11 protein-coding genes are annotated in these 17470 nt (G+C 42.6%); 5 read left to right on the top strand and 6 right to left on the bottom strand.

Annotated elements, in window-relative coordinates; translation table 11 throughout:
* The first annotated feature begins 130 nt into the window (after positions 1-130).
* From hisIE to L5L98_RS03740, 5 genes are all read left to right on the top strand, one after another.
* Positions 131-772 carry a bifunctional phosphoribosyl-AMP cyclohydrolase/phosphoribosyl-ATP diphosphatase HisIE gene (gene hisIE, locus L5L98_RS03760; RefSeq protein ID WP_263138642.1) on the top strand — a complete coding sequence of 214 codons (642 nt, stop codon included), beginning with the start codon at positions 131-133 and terminating at the stop codon, positions 770-772.
* 517 nt (positions 773-1289) lie between these two features.
* Complete coding sequence (locus L5L98_RS03755; protein WP_263138640.1) at positions 1290-2477, top strand: aromatic amino acid transport family protein; 1188 nt, start codon at positions 1290-1292, stop codon at positions 2475-2477.
* Positions 2478-2782: 305 nt separating this feature from the next.
* Complete coding sequence (locus L5L98_RS03750) at positions 2783-6220, top strand: YdbH domain-containing protein (RefSeq protein ID WP_263138638.1); 3438 nt, start codon at positions 2783-2785, stop codon at positions 6218-6220.
* Between the two features lie 13 nt (positions 6221-6233).
* Positions 6234-6452, top strand: coding sequence for a YnbE family lipoprotein (locus L5L98_RS03745; protein WP_028759774.1), 219 nt, complete (start codon positions 6234-6236; stop codon positions 6450-6452).
* A gap of 24 nt (positions 6453-6476) precedes the next feature.
* Entirely contained in the window at positions 6477-6812 is a 336-nt protein-coding gene (locus tag L5L98_RS03740) for a YdbL family protein (protein ID WP_263138636.1), read from the top strand.
* A gap of 145 nt (positions 6813-6957) precedes the next feature.
* Here the strand turns inward: L5L98_RS03740 and L5L98_RS03735 are convergent, their stop codons facing one another.
* The 6 genes from L5L98_RS03735 to L5L98_RS03710 all read right to left on the bottom strand — a co-directional run bounded on the left by L5L98_RS03735 (position 6958) and on the right by L5L98_RS03710 (position 17316).
* Positions 6958-8049 (bottom strand): hypothetical protein, encoded by a 1092-nt coding sequence (locus L5L98_RS03735; protein ID WP_263138633.1) that lies wholly within the window; start codon positions 8047-8049, stop codon positions 6958-6960.
* On the bottom strand, positions 8046-8975 hold the full coding sequence (locus L5L98_RS03730) for an AAA family ATPase (RefSeq protein ID WP_263138630.1): 930 nt from the start codon (positions 8973-8975) through the stop codon (positions 8046-8048). Before L5L98_RS03730 ends, L5L98_RS03735 begins: the two co-directional genes overlap by 4 nt.
* A complete protein-coding gene (locus L5L98_RS03725) occupies positions 8899-9690 on the bottom strand; it encodes an AAA family ATPase (RefSeq protein ID WP_263138628.1) in 792 nt (263 codons plus the stop codon). Before L5L98_RS03725 ends, L5L98_RS03730 begins: the two co-directional genes overlap by 77 nt.
* A 964-nt stretch (positions 9691-10654) precedes the next feature.
* A complete protein-coding gene (locus L5L98_RS03720) occupies positions 10655-11188 on the bottom strand; it encodes a cell division protein ZapC (protein ID WP_105252649.1) in 534 nt (177 codons plus the stop codon).
* A gap of 200 nt (positions 11189-11388) precedes the next feature.
* Positions 11389-12408 (bottom strand): quinone-dependent dihydroorotate dehydrogenase, encoded by a 1020-nt coding sequence (gene pyrD, locus L5L98_RS03715; RefSeq protein ID WP_263138625.1) that lies wholly within the window; start codon positions 12406-12408, stop codon positions 11389-11391.
* A 63-nt stretch (positions 12409-12471) separates the two neighbouring features.
* Positions 12472-17316, bottom strand: coding sequence for an NAD-glutamate dehydrogenase (locus L5L98_RS03710; RefSeq protein WP_263138623.1), 4845 nt, complete (start codon positions 17314-17316; stop codon positions 12472-12474).
* Between the last annotated feature and the right edge of the window lie 154 nt (positions 17317-17470).

Here is a 17470-nt window from a genome sequence, read left to right as displayed (position 1 = left end):
TAGGTTCTAGGTTCTAGGTTCTAGGTTCTAGGTTCTAGGTTCTAGGTTCTAGGTTCTAGGTTCTAGGTTCTAGGTTCTAGGTTCTAGGTTCTAGGTTCTAGGTTCTACAAACAGATTAAGAGTGAATACTATGTCAACGCAAACAAACACTAAGTTGGATTTTAGCGAGCTGGATTGGAATAAACAGGATGGGCTTATTCCTGCCGTTATCCAAAACCATTTATCGGGCAAGGTATTAATGCTCGGTTATATGGATAAGGCCGCGCTGGAAAAAACCTTGAGCACAGGTGATGTCACCTTTTTCAGCCGTTCAAAACAGCGCTTATGGACCAAGGGTGAAACCTCTGGCAATACGCTAAGATTGGTCGCTATCGATAAAGACTGCGATAACGATAGCCTGTTAGTGCAAGTGATCCCCAACGGCCCAACCTGCCACAAAGGCACCGAAAGTTGCTGGTTAGATGACAATGCGCACCCTTTCTTGAACAACCTCGCGAGCTTAATCACCTCACGTAAAGGGCAAAGTGCCGATTCCAGTTACACGGCGTCTTTGTTTGCGCGCGGCACAAAACGTATCGCCCAAAAGGTCGGTGAAGAAGGTCTTGAAACCGCCCTTGCCGCTGCGACCCACGATAAGGAAGAGTTGGTTAACGAAGCCTCTGATCTTATCTATCACCTGCTGGTATTGCTTGAGGATCAACACTTAAGCCTCAGTGACATTACAGCAAACTTGCTGGCAAGACATGAAAAGGCACTGCAGAGTAAAACATAATCTCCCTACTGTTCCTGATGTCTCGCTATCGATTTAACCGCTAAAAATGCCGCCCGCTTAAATCAAGTCAGCGGCATTTTTTATCGCGCGATTCCCTCAAGTGCCATTGCCGCAATGTGAGCAATGAATATATTGCCCCTTAATCCTGTGACAAAAAATAATCAAAATACTGTTGTAATGGTTGACAAGTACAGTTCAGTTCCCTATGGTAACATCCGTTGCCCTTAGGTTATTAAGGCAAAGCATCAAAACACTTATCCGTTTTTACTCAACACACGCTAAGGCAAGTTTTATGTGTTTCACAGCATTTTATACTCCCTATCTGTAGCCGCAATGGCATAGATAGGCACCTCGCCTGACCTTCCATTGTGGCCATATCCTTTCGGATCCGCTGAGCGCCACTGTCTCATTTGCTTAAATCATTTTGTGCTTGAATCGCATCAAAATCCTTTAAGACAGTTGCTTTAGGATCAAGTCTTTATCTCTTTTTCTTGCGACACGCTTTTGAGATCATGTTATGACACAGAATAAAATTTTCGGCAGTTTACTGCTTATCGCCGGCACCACAATCGGCGCGGGCATGCTGGCTTTGCCTATCGCATCGGCTGGACTCGGTTTTGGCACCTCCTCCGCCATTATGCTCATCCTATGGGCGCTGATGGCCTACACAGCACTGCTTATGGTGGAAATCCACCAATTCGCCCCCAGCGATGCCAGCCTTAATCACTTAGCACAACGCTTATTGGGTCGTAAGGGCCAGTTGATAGCCAATAGCGCCTTGATGTTTTTACTGTACGCCCTTTGCGCCGCCTACATTGCTGGTGGCGGTGAGCAAGTGAACCAAAAGCTGAGCACTTGGCTAGGACTAAGTTTGCCACCACAGGCTGGCGCCATCCTGTTTACCCTGCTGGTTGGCGCCATTGTGGGCATGGGAACTCACTGTGTGGACCTTATCAATCGCGGTTTGTTTGCCCTTAAGCTATTGGCATTACTGCTTATGTTGGCCTTGTTACTGCCGCAGGTAGAAAGCCCACATTTGCTCGAACTCCCACTTAACCAAGGTTTGATTATCACGGCTATTCCGGTGATTTTTACCTCCTTTGGTTTTCACGGTTCGATTCCCTCAGTGGTGCGCTACTTGGGCGTTGAAGTCAAAGCCCTGCGAAGGATCATGTTGTTTGGCTCGGCTTTGCCATTAGTTATTTACCTTTTGTGGCAACTGGGCAGTCAAGGCGTATTGAACCAAAGTCAATTGCTCGAAAACCAGAGTTTATCGAGCTTTATCAATCAACTGGCAAGTGTGCTGCACAGTGAATACTTAAGTAGCGCTATAAGTCTATTTGCCGATCTCGCCCTTGCGACCTCGTTTTTAGGGGTGAGTTTAGGTTTGTTCGATTTTATGGCCTCAAGCTTAAGGCAAGAAGATAATGCAACAGGTCGCAGCTTAACCGCGGCCATCACCTTTTTACCGCCCTTAGGTTTTGCCCTCTTCTACCCTCAAGGTTTTATCACAGCGCTGGGTTACGCGGCGATTGCGCTGGTGATCCTCGCCATATTTTTACCTGTGGCCATGGTGTGGACACAACGCCAGATGCGAGACGCTGCCAACATGCCGACGGGTTACCGCGTTGCGGGCGGAAAGTTAGCCTTAATGCTCGCCACACTTTGCGGAATTGTGGTGATCGCCGCCCAGATATTTAGCTAGCCGCAATTCACTCACCAAGAGTGAGTGAACTAAAAGTTAGCTAGCCCGAATAACAGATTAAGTACAAGAGCCTGTAAAACCTCAACTATTGACATCAGGCTCTTGTCTATTCAATGATCCTTTCACATTAGTCAGCTAAGCCCTTGAGTGTTAAACTGCCTCAAGTGCTCGTGCGCGATATAAAAGCTCCGAAGTAACCGAACAAAGTAAAAGTGCCAATGAAATATACACATTCGTGTATTTTTGCACTGCTAAGGCACGAGTTTGATCAGGGCTCTTTCAATAAAGGATAAATATCAAACCCAATGCCAATCCACAACAAGCCAAGCCGTGGCAATGCCTCTGATAGCAAGGCACTTCAGCACGAGGCAACGGAGATATCTGCAGGCCCTCGCAGTGGTGCTTTAGATTTTGGAACGGATACTCATGTTGCTGCGCAAAATCGCCGTAAATTCCCCCTAAAAAAAACCTTATTGGCGACCAGCTTAACGGGCATCTTGGCGGGCGTGGCGTTAACTGTTTGGATTGTGAATACCCAGGCTGAACAACTCATCATACGGGCGGCAAATTTTGCCCTCACAGGTATGGACAGCGAACTGATTGACATTGAATTAGGGCAAAGTCAGTTAGAACATTGGCGAATTACTTCTGCCAATCTGAGGGTGCATGATAGCCATATCAGGCTTAATGATTTGAATATTCAGCTAAAACTTGACTGGCCACAGAGTTTTGCCGAACTTAAACAGTTCAGCCAAGCCTCTTACCTCACTCAAAAAATCACCCAAATATCCACAGGTGATATTGAAGTCGAGTTAGGGCAATCACTGTTTTTACCCAATCGGAATGCCATCGATGAACAAGGCCCTGCATTGGCCTTAGATATCAAATCACTACCACTCATCGATATCGGAAAAACCAGTCTTATTCTCAACTCCCACCATCTCAACACCCATAATGATTTACCCGCCTATCGTTTGGTAATGGATAAGTTGAGCCTCAACGGCGCAGGGGAAATCAACAGCGAGTTTAGCCACGAAGGTGAAAGCATCGCCAAGCTCAAAGCCACACTCGCAGCCCAACAGTGGCAACTGGCAAGTCAAATTGCACTCGCGCCGCTGCTTGCGAGCTTGCATCAAATCAGCCTGAGGCAAGCGCAGGACAGTGTACTGAGTCCGTTAACTGTGCTTGATAAAGAGTGGCAAGCGTTAGCGATTGATTTACAAGGCCAATTGGTATCCAACAGCAGTATTACATTAACCTCAGGCGAGCTTATCAGTGAGCATCAGTTAATCGAGCCAAAGCTGACCTTTAATCAGTTGGCAGCGCTGCAACTTGCACCTAAACCCGAGCTTGCGCCAAAACCTGAGCTCGCATTTAAGATTGCTGGGCATTTAGCCGAACTTGACCTAAAACTAGAGCCCTTTAGCTTAGCGCTGAGTCCAAATACAGAGCAGCAACAGCGATTGATGCAACTGCTCGATGAGACGCTGGCTAAACCTTCATCTCAGTCAGTATCTGAACCAGTATCTCAACCGATAGCTGAGCAAGTGCCTGATCCGCTAGCGAGTCAAATCGCTAAGCTGCTATCGGGGCTCAAAAGTACAGATGCACCAGTAGGGATCGAACTGACATTGCCTGAAGCCCTGCACTATCCGCTGACTCAAATTCCGCAAGATGTGCACTTAGCTAATCCCCTTGCGATTAAACTTCCTCAAGTGAAGCTTAAGACCTTAGGCAGTAAGCTAGATACCCAAGTCGATTTGGCCAATATTGAAATCACAAAATCAACCGAAGCACTGTCCTTCAAAACAGATTGGCGCCTTAGTACGAAGCAAACCAGCTCAATGCAATTATCTGAATTGTGGACAAATCCGCCGCAGGACTTTAGCTGGAATAATAGTCAGTTAACGACAGCAGGCACATTTAACTTAGTTCAGACGCCAAGTTCAACCGATTGGCAATTTATCACTGCCGCTACCGAGTCGACTGAACTGACTCAATCAACAAAACAAAATACTGGCAACACGCTACAGTTCGCCGTGGGTGAGCTTAAGCGTATTAGCATGCAAAATAAAAATGCGGCTAAACATGCAGAGTTTAGCCTTGGTAGTATCGCGATAAATGCTCTCGCACCGCTGAACATAAGCTCGCAGAAAAGCACTCATACTCAGAGTTCTGGTATTCAAAACGCTAGCATTCAGAAAGCCAGTCCAGCGCAAAGCTCAGTGCCCACATCTAATACCGCAAACAGGTTAACCCTTGCCATACCGCCTTTAACCTTAGCACTGGAGCAATTGTATTTTTCGCAGACCAAACAGACTTTAGTGACAGATGATGTAGTCACTGAGGCTAATGCGGATAAAAATGCTAGCACTAGCATCATAACGAAAACCGATATGAATGCGGGCAGTTTCTCGATTGCATTACAAAAAGCCATGTCATTTGAGCTTAAACCCGATATCGAAGCGCTGTTCGACTCACTACGCGCTACCACTTGGCGTAATCAACTCGCATGGCAAGCAAGTCAGCTTAATATCGAAAAACAGCTCAGCAGCAAAGGCCGCAGCCGCAAAGAAACCGTACTCAAGCTGGACAAGTTAACGCTGGCACAAAGCTTAGATTGGAAAAATAACACGCTCTTTGGTGATGAGCACTGGCAAGTGGGCACTGTTGAGCTGCAAAGCCAACACAAGTTGAATCTTGCCACCGCGAACAATCCCTTAGTGTTAACGGGCCAATGGGTAGTCAACACTAGCATGACCGAGGCGCTAGCCTTGCTCAATCAAACCCAACCCTTACCATCTGAGCTTAATGTCACAGGTAATAACCAATTACAGGCGCAGTTTAATTTAACCCAACAGCGCGATCAGACCCAATTTGCCATGCAAATAACTCAATCGATGACAGAACTTGAAGGCTTTTATAAAGACATCATTTTTGAGGGGGGAAAACTGCAAGCGCAATGTGAGTTCACTTGGGGGCAATCTTATAAAAAAGAGTCTCATAACAAGCCACAGGATAAAGGCTATTTTAGCAGCCTCAGTAAGCTCAATTGCCCGCAGACGCTGATGACCTTTAACTTATTTGATCCAGGCTTCCCACTGACCGATATCGAAGTGGAAGCCGATATCGCCCTTGGCAAAGATGCCGAGAAATTGCCCGACAATTGGATACAACAACTCACAGGCTTAAGTGACACCGATGTTTCCATGACCGCCAAAGGCAAAGTGCTCAGCGGCCAGTTTCTGCTGCCAGAATTTAATCTTAAATTGCAGGATAAATCCCATGCCTATCTGTTACTGCAGGCCATGAGTCTAGAAGAGGTCCTGCGTATTCAACCACAAATTGGCATCTATGCCGACGGCATATTCGATGGCGTGTTGCCCGTCGATTTAATCAACGGCAAAGTGTCGATCACTGGCGGGCAATTAGCCGCGCGCGCACCCGGCGGCCTCATCGCTATCTCAGGCAACCCCGCCGTTGAGCAGATGCGCCAATCCCAACCGTATCTAGACTTTGTCTTTTCGACGTTAGAACACTTACAATACAGTCAATTATCAAGCAGCTTTGATATGGACCAAGCCGGTGATGCTAAACTACTCGTCGAAGTGAAAGGCCGCGGTGAAGGGATTGAACGCCCTATCCACTTGAATTACTCCCACGAAGAGAACATGCTGCAATTATTTAGAAGTCTGCAAATTGGTAATGACTTGCAGGACAGAATCGAAAAATCAGTGAAGTAACAAGGAAACCTCAGTGAAGATAATTCAATTACAACAAATTAGCATAGGTACCCGAAGCGCGCTTATCGCATTGGTAGCCCTAGCCTCATTGCAGGGCTGTACGCCCACAGTCAAAATAGAACCGCCGGATAAACCTATCGTTATCAATCTCAATGTGAAAATTGAACATGAGATACGGATCAAAGTAGATAAGGAATTAGACCAACTCCTATCAGACGATAAGCTGTTCTAATTAAATAAGAATTGAGGAATCACCATGAAATCAATCCGACTAAAAACAAAGTTATTATTGCTATTAACCCTCAGCTTTTTAAGCCTAAGCGCCTTTGCCATGTCACTTCAAGAAGCTAAATCACAGGGCTATTTAGGCGAACAAGCCAACGGCTACTTAGGATTAGTGCAAGCCAATCCCGAAGCCAAAACCGTGATGGACGACGTAAATAACAAACGTCGTGCCCACTACGAAACCATCGCTAAGAAGAACAAACTCTCCCCAGCCGACGTTGCTAAACTTGCTGGCGAAAAAGCCATAGCCGCCACAGATAAAGGCAACTATGTGCAAGATGCCAAAGGCAAATGGATTAAGAAATAATCCGCTTTTTAAGGTTCTAGCGCGTAAAAGCAAAACGAATAGATATAAACAAAAACGCCTGCAATTGCAGGCGTTTATGTTTGTACGATTAAACAAGTGACGTAACATGATATCCGAATATTTTACTCTTCTAGAACTGAAGTCTTTAGCTTGCTTTTCTTGGAGGAGAAACGATGTAAGGGATTATCGATTCACATAAAAAAATCCATTCAGACTTTAAATATTCATCAATATCATTAAAGTCAAATTTCTCTTTTTCAAGATATTTAACTGCACACTTCAATAAATCAGTACCTAAACCATCAATTAATGAACATTTACATGTTTTAATTGTTTGGCAATCATTAGATTGATTGCAAGCCTTTAACAAACCAGCCTTTATAAATGAATCACTCCAAAATTTATTAGTATCTTGACAGCTTGTTTTAATAATCTTAAGCCGCATACCTTTTTTAAAGTCAATAAATTTTACAGGATTACGATCATGATCATCAATTAATTGCTTTATTTTACTAACACTCTGCCTAATTAACTTATTTTCACTAGCGAAATAATCAAGAATTATAGTTGGTATAATATTTTCCGCCTCTCTTGACTTTGTCGTAATATAACGCGCAAATGGGAAGTTTGGTATAATATCAATAACACCTTTAGCTGTGTCGCCATATTCACACCAAGGAGTTTTAAAATCACTATCCAATATGCATAATGAAACACCATTATTATTCTTAAAATGGCTACTTACAACGTCTTTGGTTGTATGTCCACCACCATTAACTTCATTATAACATAATCCAATAACTACTTTTCTATAATCTAAATATGATTTTGATATTCTAACGTAAAACTCGATATCAGTTAAATTCTCAGCAATCAGTGATGCTCTATCATCTAATTTATAAAAAAGAATATCCTTTAATGGTATTTGAAGAATCTCAACACTTCCTTCTGAATGAATAGAAATTTGCTGGCCGGAGCTAACAACTCTTACTCTAAAGTTAAATGAACTCAATAAATTCCTCCATTGAACTTGATCAGAATATACTTTTCTATATGTAGAAATAGCCAATGCACCTATATCATTCAACGAAATTAGAGCATGTAATAAACTTTTACTGGCAAGTATAAAATTATAACCTCTAGATCGTGAAAGTGCCAAACCAATAAGTGCACCATGTTCCTCATCTGTAAGGTTTTGTAAATCCAAAGCCAAAGAGTCACAAATTTCTATGATCATATTTCAAACTCCGGATCAAAAAAAACCCATGGCCAATCTTTTAAATTACCTTCAGAGTCATAACTAGAAAATGTAACACTTGTGGGCTTGCTAGCATTTGCTTTATCAAAGATAACAATAGAAACATCCTCTTTATCTATTGTACTTAAAATTTTAGATGTTTTATTTGATTCATTGTATCCATCTAATATCTCATCAATACTAATTGGTACCAACCTAATTCTATGACCTATTTGATTTATTATAGTTTCACTGTGTGTCTCAATTATAATTTTCAAGTTTATACCATTGATATCAGACTTCAAAAGATTGATCATCTTTATAAAAACATCAACCATTTTCGCTTGTAGCCTTGGATGTAAATGTAACTCTGGCTGCTCAATCACCAAGTACTTAGTGTTGTGGAAAACTTTATTTATATCATGTGTTGTATTTGTATCTTTAATACTAGTAAACCACAACTGAGTAATAATAGGTAATATTTGAGAAAACCCAAAACCCATATCAGTTATATTAAATGATTGTTCGGAATTTTCATATGTAATTCTTAGCGAAAGATGACCGCCATCTGATATTACATCGATTGAAAAACCGAAATTAACTGATAACCATTGCTTATATTCCTTCTTCTTTGTATCACTCAAATTGAAAATAAACATAGCAAGATTTTTACCCTGAAAATCCACTTCGTTAACACTAAGATCTTGATTCCGGTAATATCTTTCAGCAGTTGCTCTCAATGGTGCAATATAATTTAAATTTTTAAACTCACCAGTAATGTACACATTAAGAATCAAGCAATACCAAGCAACTCTAGATGAAAAAATAGCAGCATGAATTTGCCTAATATTACTGGATTCCTGATGTAAAGATGATGTCTTTTTTTTTCCAAGTATGTGTTGGAGAAATACCTGAAAACTTTTCAACAAAATCACTCAGTGACATAGTTTGCTGTCTAAGCATTCTTTGTGTAAGATCAGCTAAATTACTTTTCCCATGAGCATATTCTGCGACACAGTTATTAATTAGTTCTTTTAAATTAGGATTATCATAATCATTAAATCCTGCATAAGTAGAGCTGCCACTTGGAAACTTAATATGAGTAAATAAAGAGAACCTTGACTTTTCTTGCGCAACAATTACCGAACCAAAATAATCAGTTAAATTAATCCCATTACTGATGACACTAATTAACTTATCACCTTTACCATAAATTATTTCAATTTCATTTTCATTATGTTTAATTTGAACTGAACGTACGCGAGTTTGACCATTTCTACCATCATTAACAACTTTAAGCGTAGCCTCAATATCCCCTGATAAAATACCTGCTTTACTAGTAACTCTTTTTGGCGTTACACTTAAAATAGATTTAGATTTAATTTTAAAAGAGAAACTAATTGACTTATCATCGGAGTAATTTGAAAGAGCATCATCAAATGAACCGAAATCAACATACGATCCATACCATAATATAGGACCTCTTGTATGTGATTCAGTACTTTGTCTTAGAAGTGGAAAAGTCCTTAGGAAAGTACTTTTACCTGAACTGTTTTCACCAAGGAGTAAAGTTAATGGCTTAATATCAACAAAACCACTATTTTTAAGACTTCTTAATCCTTCAATTTTTATGCTTTCCATGATACCACTTCATACAATAGTAAATGTCATTTATTGTAGTCATTTAATGGTATTTAAATCAATGATTAGCGTGTTGTAACAGCATATTTTTAGCATGATTTTTGCTTATGCTCGGCAATGGCCCCCCCATATACTGAATATAATTATCTGTATTTGATGTCACAAAATTGAATGTTTAAATAAAAGTTCATTCAAGAATCATTAGAACAATGATTAAGTTATAAATTGCGTGTGTCGGAAAATGGATACCAAGCTAGCAATCACAGAAAATGATCTGGCATCCACAACTCTTCTCTACTTTTTAGAGAGCTACAAGCAACACCACAAAATCAGGGAAAATTATGCCAAATACAAACTCTCACCTTTGAACCTACCACTACGCAAATGCCTGAAAGGTGCGCCATGGTGATTGGCGAGACGACCGTCCGCCCCATGGACGGGGCGGTCGAGCATCCACGGATGGACTCGCTGCGAGTCGACGAGTGAATACCATGGCGAACCAGACTATGTAGTAAGTTTGATAGCAAAAGCCGAGTTGGGAGTAGTAAGACCTCACGAATTATTATAAAAGACCGGACACCCATAACTCTTTTTGCTTTTAGCGCTCCACAGACGACACTAAAAATCAAAGCAAATCACCGTTAAATGTAATCTCTAATCTTTTGCATCTACAGACGACGCAAATGCTGAAAGGTGCGCCATGGTGATTGGCGAGACGACCGTCCGCCACATGGACGGGGTCGAGCATCCAAGAATGGACTCGCTGCGAGTCGTCGAGTAAATGCCATGGCAAACCGATCTATGTGGATCAAGTGAGCTTATTATCAGTAAGGAATCAATTCACTATATGGTACTGGCAACCCATAGCGGAATACTGTGCTCTACGTTTTTCTTGGGCTTGGCTTAGTCACCTTCTATTTGATAGAAGAAACTAAGTCAAGATGACTATTGATCTGCAAACACGCTATGCCGCTACCACGTGGCGCTGCGCACGTAGGGGGTGTAAGCGATTATGCATCACTTTGATGGTTTCAAACTGCACCATGGTTTTTGCACCCGACAAAACACATTCAGGTGACAATAACATCACTAGCGCGGACTGTAGGGTATTTTCAACCACGAGGGCGAGCACTCTTTGCTTTTGGCATTTAAGCTCAAATACTTTACCTACATCACTATAAACACAGACATCACTGGTATCAAAAAACCATGATTTAGGCATTTGCGGTGTCAGCATAAAATGGGCGGCGGTGGCATTGAGGGCGATTTGCACAATAGCGGCATCGGACAAAGACAGGGTTTTAGGCAATCTATCGAGTAAGTTCATATAGAATTTGGCGTGCGCAATATTAAATTCCATGCTTGATAAGGCATCTGGGATGAGTAATTTTGCTTTATAAGACGTCAGAAATTCTATCTCGGAACCTAACGATACGCCTAATACACCATACGAATCGTTATATTTCCATTGCCAATCTTTTTGCGGCATTAATAACATAACGGTGACCCAATATTTGAACACTGGGACATAATAGTAGATATTTTATCCAAAATCAAAATAAAAATAATAAAATACAAATTATTTAACAGTTACTTAGTCGATCTATTGTAAGATCTTAACAGCGATCTAAGGATCATTTTAGATCGCTGTTAAAGAATAAGATCTTATTTTAGATCGTTATATTAACCCTAAGATCATTATTTCAAGCGGTATGCATTCACTATTTCTTTAATTAACTTCGGACCTTGATAAATAAAACCTGAATAAATCTGTACCATAGTGGCGCCCGCATCGAATTTGGCTAAGGCATCTTCAGCGCTATTAATACCGCCCACACCTATGATCGGGATCTGCCCTTTCAAACAAATCGCCAATTGCTTAATCACTTTAGTAGACAGCTCAGTTAAGGGTTTGCCGCTTAAGCCGCCGCTTTCATTGGCGTTGGCAAGACCGCTAACACCATCACGCGTTAAAGTGGTATTGGTCGCAATTGCGCCATCAAATTTGTTTTTAATCAAAGCTTGCGCGATATTTTCAATTTCTTCGATGGTTAAATCTGGAGCAATTTTAAGCGCGATGGGCACGTATTTTTTATGCTTTTCGGCCAGCTCAAGTTGCTTAGTTTTAATTGCGCTCAATAATTCATCTAATAGATCGCCATATTGTAGCGATCGTAATCCTGGGGTATTGGGTGATGAAATATTCACCGCAATATAAGCCGCATGGAGATAAACTTTATCCATGCAGATCAAATAATCGTCTTTACCTTGTTCTACTGGCGTGTCTTTATTTTTGCCAATATTGACGCCAACCATGATATTGGTCTTTTTAGCGACCAAATTTTTGACCAGATTATCGACACCCTTATTATTAAACCCCATGCGATTAATGATGCCTTTGGCAGGCTTTAATCTAAATAGACGGGGTAAATCGTTACCAGGCTGTGGTCTTGGGGTAACTGTACCCACTTCAATATGACCAAATCCCATCGCATGAAAGGCATCAATCGATTCGCCGTCCTTGTCCATACCGGCAGCAAGTCCCACTGGGTTAGGAAAGGTCAAACCCATAAAGCTAACAGGAGCAGGGGCAATCGTTTGTCCATATAGACACGTTAACGGGCTATTGGCGGTCATTTTTAAACTGCCTATAGCAAGATGGTGAGCTCGCTCAGGATCCATCTGAAACATGACTTTCTGTGCGATTTTATAAAACATGTACTTTCCTCGACCTAAAAAAAGCCCCGGCGATCGCCAGGGCTTCTGATTGTTATAATAAGTTTACTTTTGGCCTTCGCAATGAAGGATCAGAAGGTTAAGTTCACGTAGGGCGACAGAGAACTTAGCAAACTCATGGATTTGCGACGTTTTAAAGTCAGCTAGCATATGGAACCATCTTTCCAATAAGCCTTGATTTATCTCAATCCACTGAGAAATCACGCTTTCGGCATCACAGGTTGCACTGCAAGTTCTTAAGACCACTGAACTTAATGCACGTTGTTGCCAATCTAACTCTTCCCTAAAGGCGGCACGAGCCAGTGCTTGCCAATGGTTCGCTACAGGTTGAGCGCTGATCTGTTCTAAGAACCAGTGCAGCTCAACGCGGGCGCCGAGTTTGAAGTAAGTTTCAGCCACTAATGCCACTGTCTTATCTTCTGTTTGCGCAATTTGGGCAATGTCTAAGGCAGAGAACAAGGTGCTCATGTTAGCCACAATCGTTGCCACAGCTTGTGGTACGTTTTCTTTGACCAAGGCATTGATCTCAGATTGGATACCTTTAGCTTCTTCTTCGACCAGATATAAATGAACATTATCTTTAATTTGTTCAAATACCGGTTTGAAGAAGGCAACGGTTTGTTCGATGCTCCAAGAGCGGTTACGGTGACGTAGGAACCAGCGGCTAGCACGACGCATATTGCGGCGTAACTGATGCAGCATTTCACCTTGAACCACAGCCGGAACTATGCCGTTTAAGTCAGTGATCGATTTAGTTAATTCAGCTAAACCAAATACTTCGCGAGCCATAGTGTAACAAATTGCCGCGTCGGCAACTGAGGCACCAGTCTCATCTTGCATACGTTGAACAAAATTCAAACCCATGTCGTTGACGAGTTCATTGGCGAGTGAGGTCGCAATGATTTCGCCACGCAGTGGATGGGTTGCCATTTTGTCGCTGTATTTTTCCTGAAGTTTTTTCGGGAAATACGCGATAAGCAGTTGGCTTAACAAAGTATCTTCAGTGATTTCTGGCGTCACTAATTGCTCTTTCAGCACCATTTTTGCATAGGCAACCAGTACTGATAGCTCTGGACGCGTTAATGCACGACCACTGGCTAAACGTTCAGCTAGCTCATCGTCAGACGGTAAGAACTCTAACGCTCTGTCTAACTTGCCTTCTTTTTCCAGGTACTGGATAAAGCGGATCTGCTCTTTTAACTGCTCAGCACCACGCACTTGGGTGACGGAGATAGTGCGAGTTTGATCTTTACAGTCTTGTAGTACGATTTGGCCGACTTCTTCAGTCATTTCTTCCAGTAAACGGTTACGCTGCTTAAGCGTCAGCTCACCTTCAGTCACCATAGCGTTCAGCAAAATCTTGATGTTCACTTCGTTGTCTGAACAGTCCACACCACCAACGTTATCCACGAAGTCAGTGTTGATGCGACCGCCATTAGACGCATATTCAATACGACCTAACTGAGTACAACCTAAGTTACCACCCTCGCCGACTATCTTAGCGCGTAGTTCGCCACCGTTGACACGTAGAGCATCGTTGGCACGATCGCCGACTTCAGCATGGGTTTCGCGTGCAGATTTCACATAGGTACCGATACCGCCGTTCCAGATCAAATCAACTGGCATTTTCAGCAGTTCTTTCATCAGCTCAGTTGGGGTCATAGAGGTTTTCTCTGTGGCCAACATTTGCTTAATTTCTGCCGATAATGGAATGGATTTAGATGAACGTAGGAAAATACCGCCACCTTTAGAAATCAACTTGCTGTTGTAATCTTCCCAGCTTGAACGTGGCAGAGCGAATAAACGCGCCCGTTCATCATAACTTAATGCCGTATCCGGATTTGGATCGATAAAGATATGCATGTGGTTAAAGGCTGCAACCAGTTTAGTGTGCTTAGACAACAACATACCGTTACCGAATACGTCGCCCGCCATGTCACCTATACCTAAACAGGTAAAGTCTGTGGTTTGGCAATCAATACCGACTTCGCGGAAATGACGCTTAACAGATTCCCAGCCGCCTTTGGCCGTGATACCCATTTTCTTATGGTCATAACCGTTACTGCCACCTGATGCGAATGCATCACCGAGCCAAAAGCGGTATTCGAGGGAAATCGAGTTCGCGATATCAGAGAATGTCGCTGTGCCTTTATCGGCTGCTACCACTAAATATGGGTCATCTTCATCGTGACGAACCACATCCAATGGATGGACGATTTCACCGTTCAAAATGTTATCGGTAATATCGAGCAATGCACGGATAAAGATGCGGTAACATTCTTGACCTTCGGTGAAGAAAGCTTCACGGCCGCCTTCAGTTGGCAATTGTTTACAAACAAAGCCACCTTTAGCACCCACAGGCACAATCACAGTGTTTTTCACTTGCTGTGCTTTTACCAAACCTAATACTTCGGTACGGAAATCTTCACGGCGATCTGACCAACGCAGACCACCACGAGCCACTTTACCGTAACGTAAATGCACACCTTCAACCCGTGGCGAATAAACGAATATTTCGAATTTCGGCAGTGGACGTGGCATTTCAGGGATCAGTGAAGGCATGAATTTAAACGAGATATAACTCTTAGATTCGCCTTTGGCATCCAGTTGGTAGAAGTTGGTACGCAGAGTGGCGTTAATCAAGTCTAAATAACGACGAATAATACGGTCATCATCTAAGCTAGACACTTCGTCTAAACGTAAATTGATCTGCTCCAAAAACTTGCCTAGAGTACGAGTTTTCAGTTTAGGGTTAAATTTACGGATGAACATCTTCACCAACAAATCAGCGATTTGTGGGTAACGACCGAAGGTTTCTTCAATATATGACTGACTGAAAGTCGCATCGATTTGACGCATGTATTTCGCATACGCGCGCAATACAGAGACTTCACGGCCGGTTAAACCTGACGCCAGAATAATGCGGTTGAAGCCGTCATCTTCTAACTTCTTTTGCCACACTTGTGACAGTGCAGTTTGGAATCTGTCTTGGCTATCAGCGATGTTATCTGTGTTGACGACTTTAACTGTCATCAAGAAGTCTAAGATCCAGAAGGTAGAACCGTCTGAAGTCGTGACTTCATATGGACGCTCGTTGATCACGCGCAGACCAAAGTTTTCGAGCATTGGCAGCACGTCAGAAAGATGAATAGGCTCATCTTTATGGAATAGCTTTAAACGCACTTTATTGTCGTTCAGCGCCGCTTCCTGCGGTTGATAGAACAACATGCCGAGCTTGTGTTCATCATCCAGTGCTTCGAGCTGTTGCATATCGACGACGGCAGAACTTGGCAATACGTCTTCTTTATAGCTTTGCTCAAACGCATTGAAATAACGCTTAGTCAGATGAGTGCCAGCTTCTTCGCCGAGTGCACTGTTAAGCGCAGTGCTTAACTTATCTTCCCACGAACGTGCCGCTTCTATTAAGTTGTTCTCTATGGCAGCCACATCTACATCCATATTATTGTTATCAACTTTGACTATGTAGTGAGTGCGGGCTAGCGTCGACTCGGAGAAATAAGTCGTAAACTCTACATCTTCTTTGCTGTTAAAGTGCTGGGCCAGAATACGTTGAGTATCTTGGCGGAGTTTAGTGTTGTAACGATCCTTAGAAACGTACACTAAACAGGATAAGAAACGGCCAAAGCCATCTTTGCGTACAAAGAGTTTCAGCTTGTCTCTGTCTTGCATTTCTAACACGCCATGGGCCATGTGCGATAAATCATCAACATTGGCTTGAATTAGCTCGTCACGAGGTAAATTCTCAAGGATGTTTAGCAGGGCTTTATAGTCGTGTGAACGTGGGGTCAAGCCTGAACGATCTAACACACGCTGCACTTTTTCATTCAGCAGTGGGATTTCACGTGGGCTGCGGTTATACAGGTTTGACGCATATAAACCGATAAATCTATCTTCGCCAATCACATTGCCTTTCTTATCGAAACGCTTAATACCGATATAATCGACATAAGCTGGGCGATGTACGCGGCTCTTAGCACTGCTCTTAGTGAGGATCAGTAAGCTGTGATCTAAGGCTTCTTTGCGGGCACTATCGGAGAAGCTAGATAACAACAAACCTTGCTCAGGTTGCGCTTTAGTGTGCTTGTTCATCAAACCTAAACTAGAGGCGATATTAGGCACTAACTCAACGTCACCTTCGACACGTTTCAAATCGTATTGACGGTAACCTAGTAGCGTAAAGTGATGATTATTCAAGTAAGTCAGGAAGTTAATCGCTTCTTCTAACTCTTGCTTATCGCCCGGGAACGGACGTTTTGGCAATTCCTTAATCATCTCAGCCAACTTGGCAGACATGACTTCCCAGTCGTTAACTGATGAAGCGACATCGGCAAGCACAGACTGAATTTCGCGCTCTAATGCTTTGATATCGACCGTGCTGCTTTGACGGTCAATTTCAATCAAAAATACGGCGACATGCTCAGTGCTTTCAGGGCTCTTATTAAGATAAGTGACATTCGTCACACCACTTTCTGAACGCTCAATCGCCAGTGGAGTGTGCAACATCATGTGAGCAGTAATACCCATTCGCTTCAATGCCATACCAACTGAATCGACCAAGAATGGCATGTCAGGTTGGATAACTTCAATGATCGAGTGAGTCGATTGCCAGCCGTGTTTGGCTTGGCTAGGATTGAACACTCTCAGATGAGTGTTACCTTTTGGTGTTTTGTTCAGGGCGTTCCATAAACTGAGAACCGCACCGTATAAATCACTGTCATTACGCGCATTGAGATCGTCTTTCGACATGTGGGCATAAAGGCAGGTGGCGAACTGTTCAACTTGCTTGGCTTGTGAATTAGGGACTTTAGCGTGAATTAAACTGACTACATTTTCAAGTAGTACTGAAGGCATTGCATCTTTCAAGGCCATGTTGCTGTTTCCTTAAGCGTCTATGGCAGCGCTTTTTTCATTATTTGGATGCTTCGGCTTAACAATCGCAGATAAATTAATGTGATCTAGATCGTCGCGCGAAGTTTATTACTAAAACCGCTGTATTTCGAGGAAAATTTTAGTGGTACATCCT

The sequence above is a fragment of the Shewanella sp. SM23 genome (genome assembly GCF_025654295.1).
Taxonomy (GTDB): Bacteria; Pseudomonadota; Gammaproteobacteria; order Enterobacterales; family Shewanellaceae; genus Shewanella; species Shewanella oncorhynchi.
This window is presented reverse-complemented; position numbering and strand designations above follow the sequence as displayed.

What these genes read in the sequence shown, in the direction of transcription:
- hisIE (WP_263138642.1), top strand. Translation starts at nt 131, where the DNA reads ATGTCAACGCAAACAAACACTAAGTTGGATTTTAGCGAGCTGGATTGG.
- L5L98_RS03725 (WP_263138628.1), bottom strand. Translation starts at nt 9,690, where the DNA reads ATGGAAAGCATAAAAATTGAAGGATTAAGAAGTCTTAAAAATAGTGGT.
- L5L98_RS03710 (WP_263138623.1), bottom strand. Translation starts at nt 17,316, where the DNA reads ATGGCCTTGAAAGATGCAATGCCTTCAGTACTACTTGAAAATGTAGTC.
- L5L98_RS03720 (WP_105252649.1), bottom strand. Translation starts at nt 11,188, where the DNA reads ATGTTATTAATGCCGCAAAAAGATTGGCAATGGAAATATAACGATTCG.
- L5L98_RS03735 (WP_263138633.1), bottom strand. Translation starts at nt 8,049, where the DNA reads ATGATCATAGAAATTTGTGACTCTTTGGCTTTGGATTTACAAAACCTT.
- L5L98_RS03755 (WP_263138640.1), top strand. Translation starts at nt 1,290, where the DNA reads ATGACACAGAATAAAATTTTCGGCAGTTTACTGCTTATCGCCGGCACC.
- pyrD (WP_263138625.1), bottom strand. Translation starts at nt 12,408, where the DNA reads ATGTTTTATAAAATCGCACAGAAAGTCATGTTTCAGATGGATCCTGAG.
- L5L98_RS03750 (WP_263138638.1), top strand. Translation starts at nt 2,783, where the DNA reads ATGCCAATCCACAACAAGCCAAGCCGTGGCAATGCCTCTGATAGCAAG.
- L5L98_RS03740 (WP_263138636.1), top strand. Translation starts at nt 6,477, where the DNA reads ATGAAATCAATCCGACTAAAAACAAAGTTATTATTGCTATTAACCCTC.